The sequence below is a fragment of the Nonomuraea sp. NPDC005650 genome, assembly GCF_040605375.1.
In the GTDB taxonomy this organism is placed as follows: domain Bacteria; phylum Actinomycetota; class Actinomycetes; order Streptosporangiales; family Streptosporangiaceae; genus Nonomuraea.
In genome coordinates this window covers 179,392-197,718 of record NZ_JBEXCR010000002.1, presented here as the reverse complement: position 1 = coordinate 197,718, position 18,327 = coordinate 179,392, and the positions used below count along the sequence as shown (strand labels likewise).

Genomic DNA, 18,327 nt, shown 5'->3' with positions numbered 1-18,327 from the left:
AGTCGGGAGTGACCGTTTAGCGTCGCGATCTCAAGGCGCAACAGCACTGCTAGCTTCCCACCCCCCAATCTCCCTGCAATCCCCGCCGCCGAGGCGATCCCCGTGCGGCGAGCGGGCCGTCGTGCGCTCACGAAGCGCGCCGATCCCGAGGGAGAACGTCGAAAGGAGCAGCACAGCGTGAAACGCAAAGCCTTACTCGCGACGGTCGTCGGCGTGGCCACGGCCACGACCCTGGCGTTACAGACGCCGCCCGCGAACGCCGCCCCTCCAGGAGCCGCACCGCAGCAGCAGCAGACGGCGCGCGCGGGTGACCCCGCCTCGCTCGCCGCGCAGGTCGCCGACAAGGCGATCTCCAGCCAGCTCGACAAGCTCACCCGGGGCCCCGACGAGGCGTACAGCCGCGTGGCGGTCACCCCGGGCGCGGCCGACATGTACTACGTGGCGTACGAGCGCACGTACAAGGGCCTGCCGGTGGTCGGCGGCGACGCCGTCGTGGTCACCGACGCGGCGGGCAACGTCAGGGACACGGCCGCGGCCTCGGGACCGAGCCCGAGCGACGTGCCGACCAGGGCGACGGTCAGCGCCGAGCGGGCCACCGAGGTGGCCAGGACCAAGCTCTCGCGCGTGGACGACACCGCGGCGCCCCGCCTGGTCGTGCTGGCCTGGGGCGAGAAGCCGAGGCTGACCTGGGACGCCATGGTCAGCGGCATCTCCGAGGGCAAGCCGAGCATCCAGCACGTGTTCGTGGACGCGCGCACCGGCGAGATCGCCGACTCGTACGACCTCGTCCGCGCAGGCACCGGCAACGGCTACTACTACGGCCAGGTCACCATCGGGACGAGCGGCTCCGGCAGCTCGTACTCGATGACCGACACGTCCAGGCCCGGCATCCAGTGCGGCGGCCAGAACGGCAGCGCGTACACCGGCACCGACGACGCGTGGGGCAACGCCTCTGGCACCAACCTGGAGACCGCCTGCGTGGACGCGCTCTACAGCGTGCAGCGCGAGTGGGACATGCTGCGTGACTGGCTGGGCCGCAGCGGCATCAACGGCAGCGGCCGCGGCTTCCCGGCGCGGGTCGGGCTCGCCGACGTGAACGCCTACTGGAACGGCAGCTACACCAACTTCGGCCACAGCCAGGACAACGCCCGGCAGGCGACCCCGATCGACGTCGTGGCGCACGAGTTCGGGCACGCGATCTTCCAGACCACCCCGGGCGGCGCCGGATCCGGCAACGAGAACGGCGGGATCAACGAGGGCACCGGCGACATCTTCGGCGCCCTGACCGAGGCGTACGCCGCCAACCCCAACGACCCGGCCGACTACCTGGTGGGCGAGGAGGTCGACCTGGTCGGCGACGGGCCGATCAGGAACATGTACAACCCGAGCGCGCTCGGCGACCCGAACTGCTACTCGTCCTCGATCCCGAGCACCGAGGTGCACGCTGCGGCAGGCCCGTTGAACCACTGGTTCTACCTGCTGGCCGAGGGCAACAACCCGGGTGGCGGCAAGCCGTCCAGCCCGATCTGCTCCGGCGGCCCCTCGTCGGTCACCGGCGTCGGCATCCAGAACGCCGGCAAGATCTACATGGGCGCGCTGGCCCGGAAGACCTCGTCCTGGCGCTACACCAACATCCGCGCCGCCTCGGTCGCGGCCGCGATCGAGCTGTTCGGCGCCAACAGCGCCCAGTGCAACACCACCAAGGCGGCGTGGAGCGCGGTCAGCGTGGCGGCGGCCTCGGGCGAGCCCGCGTGCGGCACGTCGACCAGCGACTTCTCGATCTCGCTCAGCCCGACGTCCGGCAGCGCGGCGCCCGGCGGTCAGGCGACGGCCACGGTCGGCACGCAGACCACCTCCGGCAGCGCCCAGACCGTGAGCCTGAGCGCGTCCGGTCTGCCCAGCGGCACCACGGCGAGCTTCAGCCCGTCGTCGGTGACCTCGGGCAGCTCCTCGACGCTGACGCTCTCGGTCGGCTCGTCGACGGCGGCGGGCACGTACAGCATCACGGTCACGGGAACCGGCTCGACGACCCACACCGCGACGTACTCGCTCACCGTCAGCTCGACCCCGCCGACGCGTGACTTCTCGATCTCGCTCAGCCCGACGTCGGGCACGGTACAGGCGGGCTCGGCGGCCACGTCCACGGTCGGCACGGCCACCACGGCGGGCACGGCGCAGACGGTGAACCTGTCGGCCAGTGGCCTCCCGACCGGCGCCACGGCGAGCTTCAACCCGGCGTCGGTGACCTCGGGCAGCTCGTCCACGCTGACGATCTCGACCGCGCCCACCACCCCGGCCGGCAGCTACACGGTCACGGTGACGGGCACCGGCGTGACGGCCACGCACACGGCGACGTACGCGCTGACCGTCCAGAGCACCTCGGGCGGCCGGACGTTCACCAACGACACCAACTACTCGATCACCGACTTCAACAACACCCAGAGCTCGATCACCTCCACCGCGACGGGCACCGCGACCTCACCGGTCCGGATCTCGATCACGATCAGCCACACGTGCGCGGAGGACCTCGACATCTGGGTACGCGGGCCGAGCGGCACCTGGTACGCGGTCGACAGGTACGGCGGCACGACGTGCACGCAGTACGGCACCAGGACGTTCACCGTCCCGGTGAGCCAGCAGGCGGCGGGCACCTGGGTGCTCGACATCGAGGACGTCTACGCCGGTGACACCGGCTTCCTGGACTCCTGGAGCATCACCGTCTAGCTCTCCACGAGCCCCGGCCGGTCGTCCGGCCGGGGCTCCCGCACGTCCGCCCGCGTCCGCACGCCGAGCTTCTGCAGCACCTTGGCCACGTGGGTGTCCACCGTGCGGCGCGACAGGAACAGCACCTCCGCGATCTCCCTGTTCGTCCGGCCGAGCGCGACCAGCCTGGCCACCTCGCTCTCTCTCGGCGACAGCACCCCGCTGCGGCTCCGCCGGCCCCTGCGCCGCGCCCCGGTCGGGTCGATCTCGCGCAGCAGGTGGCGGCAGCGGGCCGCGTCGTGGGTGGCGCCGAGCGCCGCGTACCGCTCGCCCGCGTCGGCGACGAGGTCGGCGGCCCGCTCCCGGTCGCCGAGCCTGAACCGCGCGACTCCCTCGGACTCGGCTGCCCGCGCCGCGCCGTACGGCCGCGGCATCGCCTCATAGGCGCCGTGGGCCCTGGCGAAGTGGCGGGCGGCCTCCTCCGCGTCCAGGGCCAGCGCCCCTCGGGCGGCGTCCAGCCCGGCCTCCGCGGACGGCGCGTTCCTGCCCTCGATCCCCGCCCCGAACTCGGCCACCAGGTCCGCCGCCGCGCCGCGCTTTCCCGCCTTGAGCAGCGCGAGGACGGCGGCCGGCACGAGCTGGTCGCCCCACACCCACACGCCCTTGCGCCGGAGCCTGCCCACCGCCAGATCGGCCTCGCGCAGCGCCGACTCCGGCGAGTCGCGGGTCAGGTGCAGCTCCACCAGCCCGCCGGAGGCCGCCGCGGCGACGGGCAGGAAGCCCGAGTCCAGGTCACGTACGCCGGCCGCCTCCAGGTGCTCACCGGCCTCCTCCCACTCGCCCCTGGCCAGGGCCAGCATGCCGAGGGTCAGCCGGGCGTCCACCGCCAGCAGCGGCGCCTCGAAGGTCATCTCCACGGCGGCGACGGCCCGCTCGCGCAGGCCCTGCCAGCGGCCGGTCAGCAGGTCGAGCCGGATCGACGACATCTCCACCAGGAACTCCGGGTAGAGCGCGCCGGTCTCCTCGGCGATGCGCCTGCTCTGGTCCGCGAACCGCTCGGCCGCCGCGTAGTGCCCGAGCGCCACCGCGGCGTCGTACAGGTTGGAGTAGCCGCGCGCCACCTGCCGCCGCACCGCCGGGGCCGGGTCGTTGACCGGCAGCGCGTCCACCAGCTCGAACGCGTCGGGCGCGCCGACCATCATGGCGAGGCTGACCTTGTTGGCCAGCACGGCGGCGGTCAGCTCGGGGTCGTGGTCGTCGAGGAGCTTCTCCGCCTGGACCATCCACTCCTGGTGCAGGGACAGCGGCTCGTCGCCCCACGCGGGCATCGCCAGCAGCGCCAGCCCGCGGGCGGCCAGGTTGGGGCTGCCGTGCAGGTCGGGGAGCGCGGCCAGGATCTCCCGGCGTCCGGCGGCGACCGCGCCCGCCTGGTTGGACAGGAGCACGCCCAGGTTGAGCCGGGCCTGGCCGCGTACGTGCGGGGACAGGAAGTCGTCGGACAGCAGGCGGCGCAGGATGCGGACGACGCGGCGGTGGGACAGGCCGATGGCGGCGACCCTGCTGAGCCTGAGCGCCAGCGGGCCCCTGGCGTCGCGGGGGAGCTTGGGGTCGGCGAGCAGCCCTTCGAGCACCTCGACGGCGAGCGGGATGTCGCCGAGCGCGGCGGCGTGGTCGGCGGCGGCGCCGCCGTGGCGCTGCCAGGCCGCGTAGTCGCCGGCGCGGCGGGCGTGGTGGGCGAGCTGGACGAGGGGCGGCAGGTCGAGCCCGGACAGCGCGACCATGGCCCGCTGGTGGATCTGCCGGCGTTCGGGGCCGGGGATCGTGTCGTAGACGGCCTGCTGGGCGAGGGCGTGGCGGAAGCCGTACTGGCCGTCCTTGTGTTCGAGCAGCACGCCGGCCTCCAGCGCCTGGCCCAGTCCGGGCTCGGACAGGGCGGGTGCGGAGACGGCGGCGATCAGGGGCTCGTCGGCGGGCAGGCCCAGGACGGCGGCGGCGCGCACGACGCGCAGCGCGGCCGGAGACAGGCCGCCGAGCCGCTCGGCCATCGCCTCGCGCAGCAGCAGCGGCACGGCCATGCGGTCGAGCTCGTCCGGCTCGGGCAGGCGGCCCTCGTCGTCGAGCAGCGAGCGCACCACCTCCTCGATCACGAACGGCACCCCCGCGGTGCGCTCGTGCAGCTTGGCGGCGAACTCGGCGGTCGGCGCCGGCCCGCCCAGCAGCGCGCCCGTGAGGCTGCGCACGCCCTCGACGTCGAGCGGGGTCAGCGCGATCACCTCGCCGCGCACCCCGGGAGTCCGCCGGTACGCGTGCCCGAACGGCAAACCGGGCACCGGCAGCTCCTCCCGCCGGAACGTCACCACCAGCGCCAGCCCGTCGGGCGGCTGGTCGGTGAGGAAGCGCAGCAGGTCACGCGTGCCGTCGTCGGCCCAGTGCAGGTCCTCGACCACGAGGACGACGGGACCGGCCGCGGCCAGCAGCGCGTGGACCGCCCGGAACAGCCGGTGCCGCTCGGCCCGCGGATCGTCGAACGCCGGCGGCGACGGGGCGGGCGGGAGGCAGCCGGCCAGCTCGGGCAGGTGGCCGCGCAGGACCCCGGTGAGCGGGCTGAGCCGGTCCTGGGGCGGCAGGGCCGGGGCGACGTTGCGGAGCGCGTCGAGCACCGGGCCGTACGGGAGCGGCTCGCGGATCTGGTGGCAGTGGCCGAGCAGCACGGTTCGCTCGCCGTCTCGGGTGGCTTCCCGCAGCGGGTCGATGGCCGCCCTGACGAGCCTGGTCTTGCCGATGCCCGCCTCGCCCTGCACCTGGACGACGGAGGGCGGCTCCGTGAGGGCGCCGTTGAGCAGCCGCAACTGTGTGTCGCGCCCGACCAGTGCGGGAGAAGCCGCGGTTGCCATCGGGTCTCCGTAACAGTGGAGGTTTACTCCCTTTGTCGGAATCCGTTATCCACTACGTACGAGCCGGGGTCAACCCTCCTTCCCGCCGAAGGGGGTGCTGACCTTTGGGATGGCATGGTTGTGAGGGCGGGAAGGCGAGCGCCCGCCCCGCGGTGCTCGGTCGTGGATCGCGGGGCGGGCGCTCGTTCGAGGGCCGCGGGCGGGAGCGCGTCCGCCCGCGACGATGGGAGGAGTCAGGAGCAGGCGGCGTTGGCGGGCTGGCTCGCCGGGCCGTTGGCGGTGAAACCGACGGCCACCGACGCTCCGGGGGCGAGGCTCTTGGCGTAGTCGGGCCCCTTGGCGGTCCACGTGGTGCCCGACTGGGTCACGACCGCGTTCCAGCCGTTGACCAGCGTCACCCCCGACGGGAACGTCCAGGTGGCGGCCCAGTTGCTGATCGTCCCGGTGCCGGTGTTCTTCACCGTCAGCTCGCCCTGGAATCCGCCCTGCCAGGAGTTCGTCTGCTTGTACGTCACGGCGCACTGCCCGGGAGGGTTGGGCGTGGGCGTCTCGGAGGGCTGCCCGGTGCCGCCGGTCGGCGGGATCAGGTACGGCTGGAGGATGTCCTGCTTGGCCTGGTTGACCGTGGTCCAGTCGTCGTTGAGGATGCCCCCGGTGTCACCGGAGTTCGGGTTCCACGACCAGTAGGTGAACGACATGCCGTTGACCCCGGTCCCGGTGTACTTCAGGAGCTCCTGCAGCCAGATCTTGTCCACGTTCGCGGCCAGGGTGGTGCCGAACTCGCCGATCATGATCGGTGCGATGTTCTGCTTGTACAGGTAGCCCCAGTACTTGTCCCAGATGGCCGGCAGGTTGGCGGGGTAGTCGGGGGCGTCGAACCAGGTCTGGTGGTAGACCGAGGTCGCGTAGTCGTGGGGGGAGTAGACCAGGCGGTTGGCCACGTTGAGCCGTACCGGATACTGCCCCGCCTTCGACAGGTTGCCGCCCCACCAGCCGCAGTCCTCGTCGTTGCTGGGATCGCCGTCCCACACGTTGGACAGGCCGCCGCTCGGGCAGCTCACGCCCTCCACGAAGATCAGCCAGTTCGGGTTGACCGACAGGACCGCGTTGCCGGCCCGCTCGGCGGCCAGCCGCCAGTCGCGTGCCTGGTCGCCGCAGCCCCAGCAGGAGCCGGTCGCGTTGGGGTTGGTGCCCTCGGCGTGCGGCTCGTTGTGCAGGTCGGCGCCGATGACGGTCGGGTTGTTCGCGTAGTGCTGGGCCAGCGCCTTCCAGTCGTTGATCCAGGTGCTCTCCGGGGTGGCGGCGACGTACCAGAGCGCGGACTGGCCGGCGGCGGTCGGGCGGTGGCGGTCGAGGATGATCCGCATGCCCTTGCCGCCCGCGTAGGCGATGATCTTGTCCAGGATCTGCAGCGGGGACAGGCCGATCAGGTCGGGGTTGACGTAGTCGTTGATGCCGGTGGCCGTGGCGCCGGGCTTGAGCGCGTCGTTGGAGTACGGCACCCGGATCGTGTTGTAGCCGAGCGAGGCCATCTTGTCGATGTGGCCCTTCCAAGGAGTGCTCGACCACAGGCCGTGGAAGGTCCGGTTGTCGGTCTCCATGCCGAACCAGTTCAGGCCGGTCAGGCGCACGGTCGCGCCCGTGCTGTCAACGATCTTGTTGCCGCTGGTGTGCAGGTAGCCGGTGCCCGTGCCGGCGGCTGCGCCTGCCGGGGCGGCGGTGGTCACCGCGACCGCGACCGCCGCTCCGGCCACCAGCGTGGCCAGGGCGGCCGTCATCGCCTTGGACAAGTGCATGGGGGTGCCTTTCGGAGAGGGAGAACGCGGCGTCATGCTCGGACGCCGCCTTCACGCTCGTCAACGCACCATGGGTTCTATGGCTGTGACCAGGAAGAATGCTTGAAAGTTTCAGCGGGCAGGCTAGCGCTCGGGAGCGGGGAACAGCCGGCGTACGCCCGCGGCCACCCAGATCGCGCCGAGCCCGGCGTACACGGCCAGCAGCGCGACGCTCGGCGAGGCGAGGACCACGGACGCGACGATGGCGACCACCAGCAGCCCCGTCCAGCCGTACAGCACGCGGCGCCCGCGGGCCGAGCCCGTGTGCGTGGCCTCCTGCACCGGGGTGACCAGCGCCATGACCGCCACCCCCGCCGTGCCGAGCGCCTCGTGGCCGAGCGCGATGCCCAGCGCGAGCACCCCGATTCCGGCGACCGCCAGTGCGCAGCCCGCGACGGCCACGCGGCCCTCGACGCCCTCGAACAGCAGCCTGGTCGCCTTCGCGCGGGCCAGCCGCAGCACGGTCACCGCCTCGGCCACCCACGCCGCCCAGTGCAGCACCGCGATGAGGACGAACACGGCGATGAGCGGCGGCACCAGGGGCAGCAGGAAGACCATCCGCCAGCCGCCCAGGAACCGGCCGCGCAGGTTCGACAGGATCCGGTAGAGCGGGTTGCGCTGCTTGAGCGCCGTGACGAGCAGGTCTCTGGCCGGGTCGAAGCCGGGGTCGAGGCGGAGCACCTCGCGGAAGGCGGCGGCGGCCGTCTTCGGGTCGCCGGAGACCAGCGCCGCGTGCCCGTACGCCAGGTGCGCGATGGAGCTCTCCGGATCGAGCCGTACGGCGTCCGCGGCGGCGGCCCTGGCCTGCTCCGCCTCACCGAGCTTGACGTGCGCCATGGCGAGGAGGCTCACCAGGTCCGAGTCCTGCGGGTCGATGGCCAGCCCGCGCCGGGCCGTCTCGACGACCTCGGGGTACTGGCCCAGCCGCAGGTGGGCGCGGGTCAGCAGCTCCCAGGTCGCCGCCGACTCGGGGTTGTGCGACAGCGACGTACGGGCGGAGGTGACGGCCAGGTCCGGCCGCTGGATGCGGAGGTAGACCTGCCCGGCGATGTAGTGCGGGAACGACTGGTCGGGCGCCAGCCGTACCCCCTCCTGGGCCTCGGTCACGGCCTCGGCGGTCCTGCCCTGCTGCACGAGGGCCAGGCCGAGCAGCGAGTGCGCGGTGAAGTGGTCGGGCAGCTGGGTGAGCACGCCGCGCAGTTCCCGCTCCGCGTCGGCCGGGCGGCGCATCTGCAGCAGCGTGTGCGCCCGCTGGATCGACTCGCGCGGGTTCACCACTTGCCCTTGATCCAGGGCATCAGCTCGTCCCACGCGCCGGACTCGTTGGCGTGCAGCACGTAGTTGCGCGCGGTGGCCAGCCACTCGCGCACCGCCGTCGGCCTGGTGCCCTGGGCGACGGCCAGCAGGTCGTTCGTGGTCATCGGGATGGGCCGACCGGCGCTGATCGACTGATGGAGCTTGGCCTCCACCGCGCGGTCCACCACGCCCTTCAGGTCCGCGCCGACGAAGTGGTCGGTGATCCGCGCCACCGCGTCGAAGTCCATCTCGGCCAGCGGCTTGTCGCGGCACAGGAGGCGCAGGATGGCCGCGCGCGCCGACGCGTCGGGCGGCGGCACGAAGACGAGCTGGTCGAACCGCCCGTGGCGGCGGAAGGCCACGTCGATGTACCAGGGCGCGTTCGTGGCGGCCAGCACCAGGACGCCCTCGTTGGCGTCCTGGTCGACGCCGTCGAGCTCGGCCAGGAACTGGTTGACCAGCTGCCGGGTGTGGGCCTGGCGCATGTCGGAGCGGCGCGCGGCCAGCGCGTCCACCTCGTCGAAGAACAGCACGCACGGGCGGTTGCGGCGGGCCAGGTCGAACGTGGCGCGCAGGTTGCGCTCGCTCGACCCGATGTACATGTCGAGGATGTCGGACAGGCCGACGTTGACGAACGCCGCGCCGAGCTCGCCCGCCGCGGCCCTGGCCAGGTGGGTCTTGCCCGCTCCCGGCGGACCGTACATGAGGACGCCGCCGCCGGCGCGCTTGCCGTACGCGGCGAACAGCTCGGGCTGCTGGAGCGGCAGCAGCAGCTTCACCCGCAGCGCCTCCTTGACCGCGTCCATCCCGGCCACGTCGGCGAAGGTGACCTTCGACCTCTCCACCTCCGCATCGGCGGGCGAGTCCACCGGCGGCACGTGGTGCGCGGGCGGCGGGGCGGGTACGGACGGGGCGGGCGGAGTGGTCAGGCGGGCCGCCAGCTCGGGGTCGGCCACGGACTGGTCGCGGGAGACCGCCTCGTGGTAGCGGTAGGCCGCCCGGCCGAAGTCGCCCTCGCCGAGCAGCGCTCTGGCCGCGAGCACGCCCATCCGCGGCGGGTAGCCGGGCGAGGCCAGGAACGGCTCCAGTGCCGAGAGCGCCGCGCCGTGGGCGCTCTGCCGGACGAACGCCTCCGCCAGCCCCGCCGAGATGTCCGGGTCCTTGGGTGCGAGCAGGAGGGCGGCGCGGAACTCGGCCTCGGCGTCGGCCAGGTATCCCTTGGTCAGGAGCTGCTCGGCGAGATGCCGACGGAGCGGGAGGTTGTCCGGAGACAGGCGAGCCGCCTCGCGCAGTGCCTGGAGGCCGGCATCGTCGGGCACGTGCCTGGTCCCTTCTGTCGCAGGATTCGGTCGTACTAAAACTACGCAGACTACCCCTCTCGGGAGCCGGGGTAGTCCTGGCTCCACCTCCGGTTCTCGCGGCAGCGCCCGTGTGCGCGGGCGCGCCCGCCGCTTGGATCGGTGGCATGACGATCACGCACATGACTCCCGGGCGCTGGGTCGAGGGCGCCGGGCTGGTGCTCGGCCCGTCGCTGCTGCTGGCCGGGGTGCTCATCCGGGCGGGCGCGGGCGACTTCTTCCCCGACCAGCTCGCCGCCTACGCCGCCGAACCGGAGCGGATGGTCCTTTCCTACAGCCTGTACGCGGCCGGGGTCGTGCTCCTGTGGCCCGCCGTGACCTCGCTGGCCCGCCTGATCGGCAGGTCGCACCCCGGCTGGGCGCAATGGGGCGCGACACTGGTGATCCTCGGCCTTTTCGGACGGGTCTTCCACGCCGGGGTGAGCCACCTGGCCTTCCAACTGGTGGACGCCCTCGGCCTGGCGCCGGCCCAGAGGGCGGTCAGCGAGACCTACGGCGCCTTCCACGTGTTCAAGGCGGTCAACGTCTGCATCATGGCCGGCTGGGTCGTGCTCGCCGTCGGCGCCTACCGGGCCAGGGCGCTGGGCGTGATCCGGTGCGTCTGCCTGGCGCTGGCGGCCGGGCTGCCGCTGGGGGTGCTCAAGGGCAGCAGCGACCCGATCTCGCTGGTCGCGCTGGCCGGGCTGGCGGTCGCGTTCGTGCCGCTCGGCGTCGCCGTGCTGCGCGACGGCCCCGCTCCCCGGTGGTGGGCCGCCGCCCTGGTCGTGGCGCTGGTCCCGGTCGCCTTCTTCTTCGGCCTGTCCGGTTGATCAGGTGGTCAGGAGCTTGACGATCGCGACGACGCCGATGCAGACGATCACGCCGCGCAGGATCGGCGCGGGCAGCTTGCGCCCCAGTCGCGCGCCGAGGAAACCGCCCATCGTCGAGCCCAGCGCCACCAGCAGCACGGCCTGCCAGTCGACGTCCGCGACGAGGGCGTACAGGACGGCGGCGGTGAAGTTGACCAGCAGGACGAGCACGTTCTTGGCCGCGTTGATGCGCTGCAGCTTCTCGTTCAGCATGATGCCCATCAGCCCGATGACCAGGATGCCCTGGCCCGCGCCGAAGTAGCCGCCGTAGGCGCCGGCGGCGAGCGTGCCCAGCCACAGCCACGGCCCGCCGTGCTCGTGTCCGGGCCGGGCGGCCAGCAGGCTGCTGAGCTTGGGCTGGATGAGGACCAGCGCGCAGGACATCGCGATCAGCACGCTCACGATCACGTTGAAGCTGCTCTCGGGCAGGGTGAGCAGGAGCAGCCCGCCGGCCAGCGAGCCGACGACGGAGGCCGGGGCCAGCCTGAGCAGCCGCTCCCGCTGGCCCTTCAGCTCGGGCCGGTAGCCCATGACGCCGGTGATGCCGCCCGGGACCAGGCCGATGTTGTTGGAGACGTTCGCCGTGATGGGTGGCAGGCCGACGGCCAGCAGCGTGGGGAACGTGATCAGCGACCCGTTGCCGACGACGGCGTTGATGCCCCCGCCCGCGACTCCGGCCGCGAGCACCGCGACCATCTCCAAAGGTGTCATGTCTGGAGACTTTAGGCCATGTCTTATTTTCTAAGACAAATCATTCCACGATGTGAGATGGGAGTGACGTGTCCATCCGGTCATGATTTCAGATGGAGATCACGACCTTCCCCGATGCGTGACCCTCCTCCTGGTACCTGACGGCCGCAGGAAGATCGGCGAACGGGTAGGTCCGGTCGATCACCGGGTGGATCTCGCCGCCCTCGATCAGCTCGGTCAGCGTCATGAGGTTCCGCTTGGTCTCCGGGTAGGGCACCACCTCGGTCACCACGATCCGCTGGGACACGAACAGCCCCGCCGCGAGCGTGGCGAAGACGTGGCTCGCGGGCTGGAACCAGCGGCCGGCCGGGCCGCCGATGAGGACGTGGGTCGCCTTGCGGGTCAGCACCCGGCGGCAGGCGGAGCCGGAGCGGCTGCCCGCGATGTCCAGCAGCAGGTCGTAGCGCCGCTCGCTCCGGGTGAAGTCCTCTTTGGTGTAGTCGATGACCTCGTCCGCGCCGAGCGACCGGACCAGGCCCACGTTCCTGGAGCCGCACACGCCGGTGACGTGCGCGCCGAACGCCCTGGCGAGCTGGATCGCGAACGTGCCCACGCCTCCGGAGGCCCCGTTGACGAGGACGCGGTCTCCCGGCTGGACGCGGCCGTCGTCGCGCAGGGCCAGCAGGGCGGTGCCGGCCGCCATCGGCACCGCCGCCGCCTCCTCGAACGAGATGTTCTTCGGCTTGGGCGCCAGCTCGCTCTCCGGCACGCACACGTACTCGGCGAAGCCGCCCTGCTTGGGCATCGCGTACACCTCGTCGCCGGGCTTGAACTCGGTCACGTTCTTGCCGACCGCCTCCACGTGCCCGGCCACGTCGGCGCCCAGGACGCTGAACCGCGGCCGGCGCAGCCCGGGGCCGCCGCCGCCCATCACGCGGGCGACGTACGGCTCGCCGCGCAGGAAGTGCCAGTCGTAGGGCTGGACGGAGGTGGCGCGCACCCGGACCAGCACCTCGCCGTCGCCGGGAACGGGCTGGTCGAGGTCCGTCAGGACGAGGGGTGAGCCGTACGAGGGTAGGACGAACGCCTTCATCGCTTCTCTCCTTGTGGGGGACTCTCGACCAGTGTCGCCAAGCCCGCCACGCGCCCTCTACAGCCGAAAGTACGACCTCTTCCCTGGCCGATCGGCCGGATCAGAGCTTCACGCGCTTGGTCTCGTACGCCCACATGGCGATCTCGACGCGGTTGCGGACGCCGAGCTTGAGCATGAGGCTCGCGATGTGGCTCTTGACCGTGCTGAGGGAGATGTGCAGCTCGTCGGCGATCTCGTTGTTGGTCCGCCCGCGGGCCACGGTGACCAGGATCTCCTCCTCCCGGGTGGTCAGCGTCTCGCGGGGCTGCGCCGGCGCCGTGGCGCGCCCGGAGAAGGCGAAGGTCTGCAGCAGCCGGGCCGTGATGTTCGGGGCGATGAGCGCGTCGCCGTCGGCCGCGGCTCGGACGGCCTGGGCGAGCAGATCCGGGCCGGCGTCCTTGAGCAGGAAGCCGCGGGCGCCCGCCCTGAGGGCGGCGTAGACGTACTCGTCGAGGTCGAAGGTGGTGATGACGACGACGGCGAGCGGATCGGCGACGCCCGGCCCGGCCAGGCGGCGGGTGGCCTCGATGCCGTCGAGGCGGGGCATGCGGATATCGAACAGGCACACGTCGGGGCGCAGCCGCTGCGCGAGCTCGACGGCCCGCCGCCCGTCGCCGGCCTCGCCGATGACCTCGATGCCGGGCTGCGCGTCGAGGATCATCCTGAGCCCGGTGCGGGCGATCTCCTGGTCGTCCGCGACGATCACCCGGATGTCCCGGTCCTGGGCGCTCACGTCGCCACCCCCGTGCGGGGAAGCACTGCGGTCATGTCGCCGCCCCGGCGCGAGGAAGCATGGCGGTCATGTCGCCGCCCCCGTGCGGGGGAGCACGGCGGTCACGGTCCAGCCGCGGTCGGGGTTCGGGCCGGCCTCGCAGGTGCCGCCCAGCAGGCCGGCGCGCTCGATCATCCCGATGAGCCCGTAGCCGGGCGATGAGATCGAGCGCGCGGAGCCGGTCTCGCCGTCGTCGCTGACGCGCAGGCGCACCGACGTGTCGTCGGCGGCCACGCGGATCTCGATGCGGGTGGCGTGCCGGGCGTGTCGCCGGGCGTTGGTGACCGACTCCTGCGCGATGCGGTAGATCGCGGCGCCGACCGCCGGGGGCAGGTCGTCGAGGTCGCCCGAGATCTCCACCTCCACGGACGGGCCCACGCGGGCGCGCCCGGCGAGCTGTTCGAGATCGGCGATCCGCCGCCCGGGCGCCAGCTCCGCCGGCTCGTGGCGGCGCAGGACGCGGACCATGGCGCGCATCTCGGCAAGCGTACGCGACGCCTCGGCCTCGATCACGCGGAGCGCCTCGACGGCGGCCTCCGGCCGCGAGGGCGCCGTCGCCAGGCCCGCCTGCGCCCGGATCGCCATGGCGGAGACGTGGTGGGCGACGATGTCGTGCAGGTCGCGGGCCAGGTGCTCGCGTTCGAGCAGTTTGACCTGGTCGAGCTCGCGCATCCGCGCCCTGGCCCGGAACCGGAACGCCGCCCCCAGCGCGATGGCCGAGAACATGACGCCGAACGCGGCGATCGCGTCGGCCGGGGCGAGGTCGTAGAAGGACGCCGAGATGCCGACGGACACGAGCATGATCGCGAAGCCGATCACGATCTCGCGCCCCGACCCCCACCGGTTCAGCGAGTACACGATGATCAGCAGGAACGCCATCGTGTACGTCTCGGCGCGGTGGCCGTCCGTCACCAGCGGGGCCAGGGTCGTCGTGAGGAACGGGATCGCGAGCATCAGCAGCGGCCTGGTGCGCCGCCACAGCAGCGTGAACACCAGCCCGACCGTGACGGTCACCGAGACGGCCCGCCACGGCAGGTCGGGGCGGACGACCCCTTCGAGCAGCGCGAGCGGCACGAGCACCCCTACGAGCGCCCAGTCCCGCCACACGCGTAAGGGAGGGTCGGAGGGACGGGGCTCGTTCCAGAAGGAGCGAAGCACACTCTTATGGTAATTCGCGGTCATAGTCAGGATGGACAGACCCGTGGCCACCTCGATCGTGACGGCACTTGGCGGATCAGCACGCAACAGCGCGGGGTACGCAGATACGGTTGGGACAACGGTCCAGGTGCGCGGGGGCGATGCGGTGATGGCGGGACTGGTGCTCTGGGATGTCGATCACACGCTGATCGAGAACGGTGGAGTGAGTAAGGAGACCTACGCCCGGGCCTTCGAGTTGCTGACCGGGCAGCCTGCCATATACCGGGCTGAGACCGATGGCCGTACCGATCCGCAGATCATGGTCAACCTGCTGCGGGGGCACGGTATCGAGCCGTCCCCCGACCAACGGGCGCGGTTGGGCGAGGCGCTGGAGACGGCGATGACCCTTAACCGGACGCGACTGAGCGAGCGCGGGCATGCCTTGCCCGGTGCGCTGGACGTGATCACCGCGCTCGCCGGGGTGCCCGGAGTCGTCCAATCCGTGCTGACCGGCAACATCAAGCCCAATGCGATGGTGAAGGTGTCGGTATTCGGCCTGCACGACCGTCTGGATTTCGAGGTCGGCGGGTACGGGGCGGACGGCAGGGTACGTGCCGACCTGGTCGCAGTCGCTCAGCAGCGCGCCGCGCGCAAATATGGCCACTCCTTCTGCCGCTCCTCGACCGTTTTGATCGGCGATACGCCACGCGATGTAGCGGCCGGAGTGGACGGCGGGGCCGCGGTCATCGGCGTGGCGACAGGGTCGGACAGCATGGACGTGCTGGCAGCGGCCGGTGCGGATGTTGTGTTCTCGGACCTGACCGACACCTCGGCACTGGTCGCCGCGGTCACGAAACTGACCGGCCTGTCCCGGTAGAGACCTGGCGTTGCTGCCAGAAGTTGGAATCTTCAATGGGGTAGGAGGATTCCCACACCCGCTCGAAGCTGCGGACGTAGGTGTCGAAGAAGTCGGCGCCTTCAAGACGGCGGAGATGGAGGACGGGCGCCAGATAGCCGTAGGTACCGTAGATGTGCTGGTTGACCAGCATGTGGTCGTCGTACCGGAAGATGGAGCTGTAGAGGGAAGTGCGGTGCAGGCGGAACGTTACGCCTTCGATCCCTACCAGCGGCGCGTAGTAGGTCAGAGCCATTCTGATACGACCGGGGATGGCGTCGTACAAGCGCTCCTCGACACCTCGTAGCGCCATCTCTGGGCTGTCCGGATCACCCATCATGATTCGTACTGTTGCGCCCTGTGTGGCCTTGCGCGCGAGAATGTCAATTGACTCCGGATTCTCCTCGGGCAAAAACAGGCTGGCATTGGCGAACAGCCAGATCTCGTCCTGCGCATTTGCGAGCAGATCGAGCCATAGGCGGTTCGGTGTGTCAGCTCGATGCGGATACAACGTGACGACTTCCGATTTGGAGGCGTTTCGGGCATCCTCGTCCAACTTCGGCCATAGCCAACTGGCAGCCACTCCGAGCAGCTTGGCTGCCGCATATGCGGTCGAGCGACGCGGCGTGATTTCGCGGGTGACCCACCGCTGCACGCTCTTGGGATCCAGGCCCAGCTGGGAGGCTAGTGCGCCCTCTGTATAGCCGCCGGCGGCCAGGGTAGCGCGAAGACGGTCGTTGGCCATGGGAACCTCCAGGGACGTTTGAGGGCGTTTTTATCATCGCCGTAACGCCCCGTAAAGCCCCCGTCGCGCGGTTTTATTGTCGGCCGCATTGAGTTGAACTGCTCTCATGTATTCCGCGCACTCGAAGTAAGCACGTGAGGAGCATGTGAGGTGGCAACTGCCGGAAACTTCGCATCAGTGGATCGAATTAAGCAAAACGGGGCACTTCTCGGCGTACTCCGTCCTGCGCTTCAGTCCCTGAACGTCTCAGATACGCGCCACCGGGTGCCCCGCTACATCGACCGCATGACCGCTGTGCCGGAGGTACGTGGCGGGAGCGACGCATTGCGCGGACAGGTGGAGGTAGTCGGCGGCGCGGAGGACCGCGTGTTTCGTGCGCGGCTGACGGGTCGTACCGAGGTGCCTCACTTCCTGGTCGGCGCGTACGAAGAGGCCGCGATCTGCGTGCACAGCCTCGCACGAGGATGGCAGACGCGGTGACGACGACGAAGAGCTTCCCGGGCTGGGAGATCTTGGAAGGGGCCGGAGGCGGCTACATCGCCTTCCGCACCGTTCTGGTACCCGACGGCAGCGGACTCTCCAACGTACGTTGCGGCGCAACGATGCCCGAGCTCTTCGAGCACTTGGAGCAGGAACTGCGACGCCGAAGGCGGCCGTCGCCGACCAGGACGGCGCGTGACGCGGCATGAAGCCAAGATCGGCGCCGCATTCATCGAAGAAGGAGAATTTCGGCGTGGGCAAGCATGAAGATCCTAAAAGCCCCAAGGATGAGCCGTTCAAGGCCGATCCCAGCAAGGCCTCGCCCGACGGCTGCAAGGAGTCCGGCGGCAAGCACGCGGATGGCGACGGTAAGGACGGCAAGAAGTAGTGGATGAGGCCACAGCGCGGCACATCGAGCGCCTGGTTGCGTACATCGACGGATTCGACGATATCCAGGGCTTCGTCGCCGAGGCCATCCGTGCGGTGCCGCGCCACCTGTTCGTCCCCGACGTCGCGCTCGCCACGCCGGGCGACCCCGACGAGGCGTTCGTCATCGATCGGGTCGCCGACCCCGATACCTGGTGGGACACCGTCTACTCGCGAAGTCCCATCGTGACCCAACTCGACGACGGCGGCACCGGCATCAGGGCCCGCACAGGCGCGTACACGTCTTCCTCGTCCGCGCCCAGCACCGTTGCGCACCTGCTGCAGATCCTCGACCCGGAGCCGGGCGATCGGGTGCTGGAGGTGGGTACCGGGACGGGCTGGACCGCAGCGTTGCTCGCTCACCTGGTCGGCCTGCACGGGAGCGTGACGTCGATCGAGATCGACCAGATGGTGGCTGATCAAGCCGCCAGGAATCTCGCCTCAGCCGGCGTGCGCGCGGACGTGGTCGTGGGCGACGGCGCCGACGGCTGTTCTCGGCGGGCGCCGTACGATCGGGTCCACGTCACCTGCGGCATCCGCTCCATCCCTTACGCGTGGGTCGAGCAGTGCCGCCCCGGAGGGGTCGTCGTCCTCCCGTATTGCCCCGGCTTCGGGGGCGATCACGTGCTGCGGCTGGTGACATTGCCGGACGGCACCGCGATCGGCCGCTTCCCTGGCCACGCCTCCTACATGATGATGCGCTCTCAGCGGCCGATTCCGTACGTCGCCGACGACGGCAGCGGTCAGCACCATCCCACCCCGGTGCACCCGCGGACCATCGGGCTGGCCCCACCCGGCGCAGACCTGGCGATGGCGGCCATCACCGGCCTCTACTCGCACATCAGCCGGGAAGAGAACAGATTCCTGACGTATGTCCTGAATCCGGCCGACCCCGGCGAGTGGGCGGTCGCTGTCCATCAGCGCGGTGACCCGGACCACATCGTCTACCAGATGGGCGACCGTCCGCTCTGGGAGGAGGTCACCGACGCCTACTTCCGGTGGGTCGGCTGGGGTGAGCCGGGACGTGACCGGTTCGGGATGACCGTGGCCCCGGAAGGCCGGCACGTGTGGCTGGACACCCCCGACCATGTGGTGTGCGGGCTCAGTCGCGGGTAA

At 71.1% G+C, this 18,327-nt stretch carries 16 protein-coding genes; 7 read left to right on the top strand and 9 right to left on the bottom strand.

The window, feature by feature from the left end; translation table 11 throughout:
* Positions 1–177: 177 nt before the first annotated feature.
* A complete protein-coding gene (locus tag ABZS69_RS03715; protein ID WP_355365895.1) occupies positions 178–2,724 on the top strand; it encodes a M4 family metallopeptidase in 2,547 nt (848 codons plus the stop codon).
* Here the strand turns inward: ABZS69_RS03715 and ABZS69_RS03710 are convergent.
* The 4 genes from ABZS69_RS03710 to ABZS69_RS03695 form a co-directional block, all read right to left on the bottom strand.
* Positions 2,721–5,597 carry an AAA family ATPase gene (locus ABZS69_RS03710; RefSeq protein WP_355365892.1) on the bottom strand — a complete coding sequence of 959 codons (2,877 nt, stop codon included), beginning with the start codon at positions 5,595–5,597 and terminating at the stop codon, positions 2,721–2,723. The genes ABZS69_RS03715 and ABZS69_RS03710 overlap by 4 nt on opposite strands.
* A gap of 233 nt (positions 5,598–5,830) precedes the next feature.
* Positions 5,831–7,393 (bottom strand): cellulase family glycosylhydrolase, encoded by a 1,563-nt coding sequence (locus ABZS69_RS03705; RefSeq protein ID WP_355365889.1) that lies wholly within the window; start codon positions 7,391–7,393, stop codon positions 5,831–5,833.
* Positions 7,394–7,516: 123 nt separating this feature from the next.
* Positions 7,517–8,707, bottom strand: coding sequence for a tetratricopeptide repeat protein (locus ABZS69_RS03700; protein WP_355365886.1), 1,191 nt, complete (start codon positions 8,705–8,707; stop codon positions 7,517–7,519).
* Positions 8,704–10,047 carry an AAA family ATPase gene (locus ABZS69_RS03695; RefSeq protein WP_355365883.1) on the bottom strand — a complete coding sequence of 448 codons (1,344 nt, stop codon included), beginning with the start codon at positions 10,045–10,047 and terminating at the stop codon, positions 8,704–8,706. Before ABZS69_RS03695 ends, ABZS69_RS03700 begins: the two co-directional genes overlap by 4 nt.
* Before the next feature lie 146 nt (positions 10,048–10,193).
* Between ABZS69_RS03695 and ABZS69_RS03690 the strand changes: the two genes are divergently transcribed.
* Positions 10,194–10,895 (top strand): hypothetical protein, encoded by a 702-nt coding sequence (locus tag ABZS69_RS03690; RefSeq protein ID WP_355365880.1) that lies wholly within the window; start codon positions 10,194–10,196, stop codon positions 10,893–10,895.
* Here the strand turns inward: ABZS69_RS03690 and ABZS69_RS03685 are convergent, their stop codons facing one another.
* The 4 genes from ABZS69_RS03685 to ABZS69_RS03670 all read right to left on the bottom strand — a co-directional run bounded on the left by ABZS69_RS03685 (position 10,896) and on the right by ABZS69_RS03670 (position 14,686).
* Positions 10,896–11,645, bottom strand: coding sequence for a sulfite exporter TauE/SafE family protein (locus ABZS69_RS03685; RefSeq protein ID WP_355365877.1), 750 nt, complete (start codon positions 11,643–11,645; stop codon positions 10,896–10,898).
* Positions 11,646–11,733: 88 nt separating this feature from the next.
* Positions 11,734–12,717, bottom strand: a complete 984-nt coding sequence (locus ABZS69_RS03680) for an NAD(P)-dependent alcohol dehydrogenase (RefSeq protein ID WP_355365874.1) — start codon at positions 12,715–12,717, stop codon at positions 11,734–11,736.
* 100 nt (positions 12,718–12,817) lie between these two features.
* A complete protein-coding gene (locus ABZS69_RS03675; RefSeq protein WP_355365871.1) occupies positions 12,818–13,489 on the bottom strand; it encodes a response regulator transcription factor in 672 nt (223 codons plus the stop codon).
* Positions 13,490–13,555: 66 nt separating this feature from the next.
* Positions 13,556–14,686, bottom strand: a complete 1,131-nt coding sequence (locus ABZS69_RS03670; protein ID WP_355365868.1) for a sensor histidine kinase — start codon at positions 14,684–14,686, stop codon at positions 13,556–13,558.
* 43 nt (positions 14,687–14,729) lie between these two features.
* Here ABZS69_RS03670 and ABZS69_RS03665 point away from each other — a divergent pair, with 43 nt between their 5' ends.
* Positions 14,730–15,542 (top strand): haloacid dehalogenase-like hydrolase, encoded by an 813-nt coding sequence (locus ABZS69_RS03665; protein ID WP_355365865.1) that lies wholly within the window; start codon positions 14,730–14,732, stop codon positions 15,540–15,542.
* Here the strand turns inward: ABZS69_RS03665 and ABZS69_RS03660 are convergent.
* Complete coding sequence (locus tag ABZS69_RS03660; RefSeq protein WP_355365862.1) at positions 15,514–16,305, bottom strand: XRE family transcriptional regulator; 792 nt, start codon at positions 16,303–16,305, stop codon at positions 15,514–15,516. The genes ABZS69_RS03665 and ABZS69_RS03660 overlap by 29 nt on opposite strands.
* Before the next feature lie 264 nt (positions 16,306–16,569).
* Between ABZS69_RS03660 and ABZS69_RS03655 the strand changes: the two genes are divergently transcribed.
* The 4 genes from ABZS69_RS03655 to ABZS69_RS03640 are packed head-to-tail and all read left to right on the top strand — an operon-like array spanning position 16,570 to position 18,327.
* The gene (locus tag ABZS69_RS03655; protein WP_355365859.1) at positions 16,570–16,785 is read left to right on the top strand and encodes a hypothetical protein; all 216 of its coding nucleotides are present in this window, start codon (positions 16,570–16,572) and stop codon (positions 16,783–16,785) included.
* Positions 16,782–16,994 (top strand): hypothetical protein, encoded by a 213-nt coding sequence (locus ABZS69_RS03650; RefSeq protein ID WP_355365856.1) that lies wholly within the window; start codon positions 16,782–16,784, stop codon positions 16,992–16,994. Before ABZS69_RS03655 ends, ABZS69_RS03650 begins: the two co-directional genes overlap by 4 nt.
* Before the next feature lie 44 nt (positions 16,995–17,038).
* A complete protein-coding gene (locus tag ABZS69_RS03645; protein ID WP_355365853.1) occupies positions 17,039–17,173 on the top strand; it encodes a hypothetical protein in 135 nt (44 codons plus the stop codon).
* Positions 17,173–18,327, top strand: coding sequence for a methyltransferase domain-containing protein (locus tag ABZS69_RS03640; protein WP_355365850.1), 1,155 nt, complete (start codon positions 17,173–17,175; stop codon positions 18,325–18,327). Before ABZS69_RS03645 ends, ABZS69_RS03640 begins: the two co-directional genes overlap by 1 nt.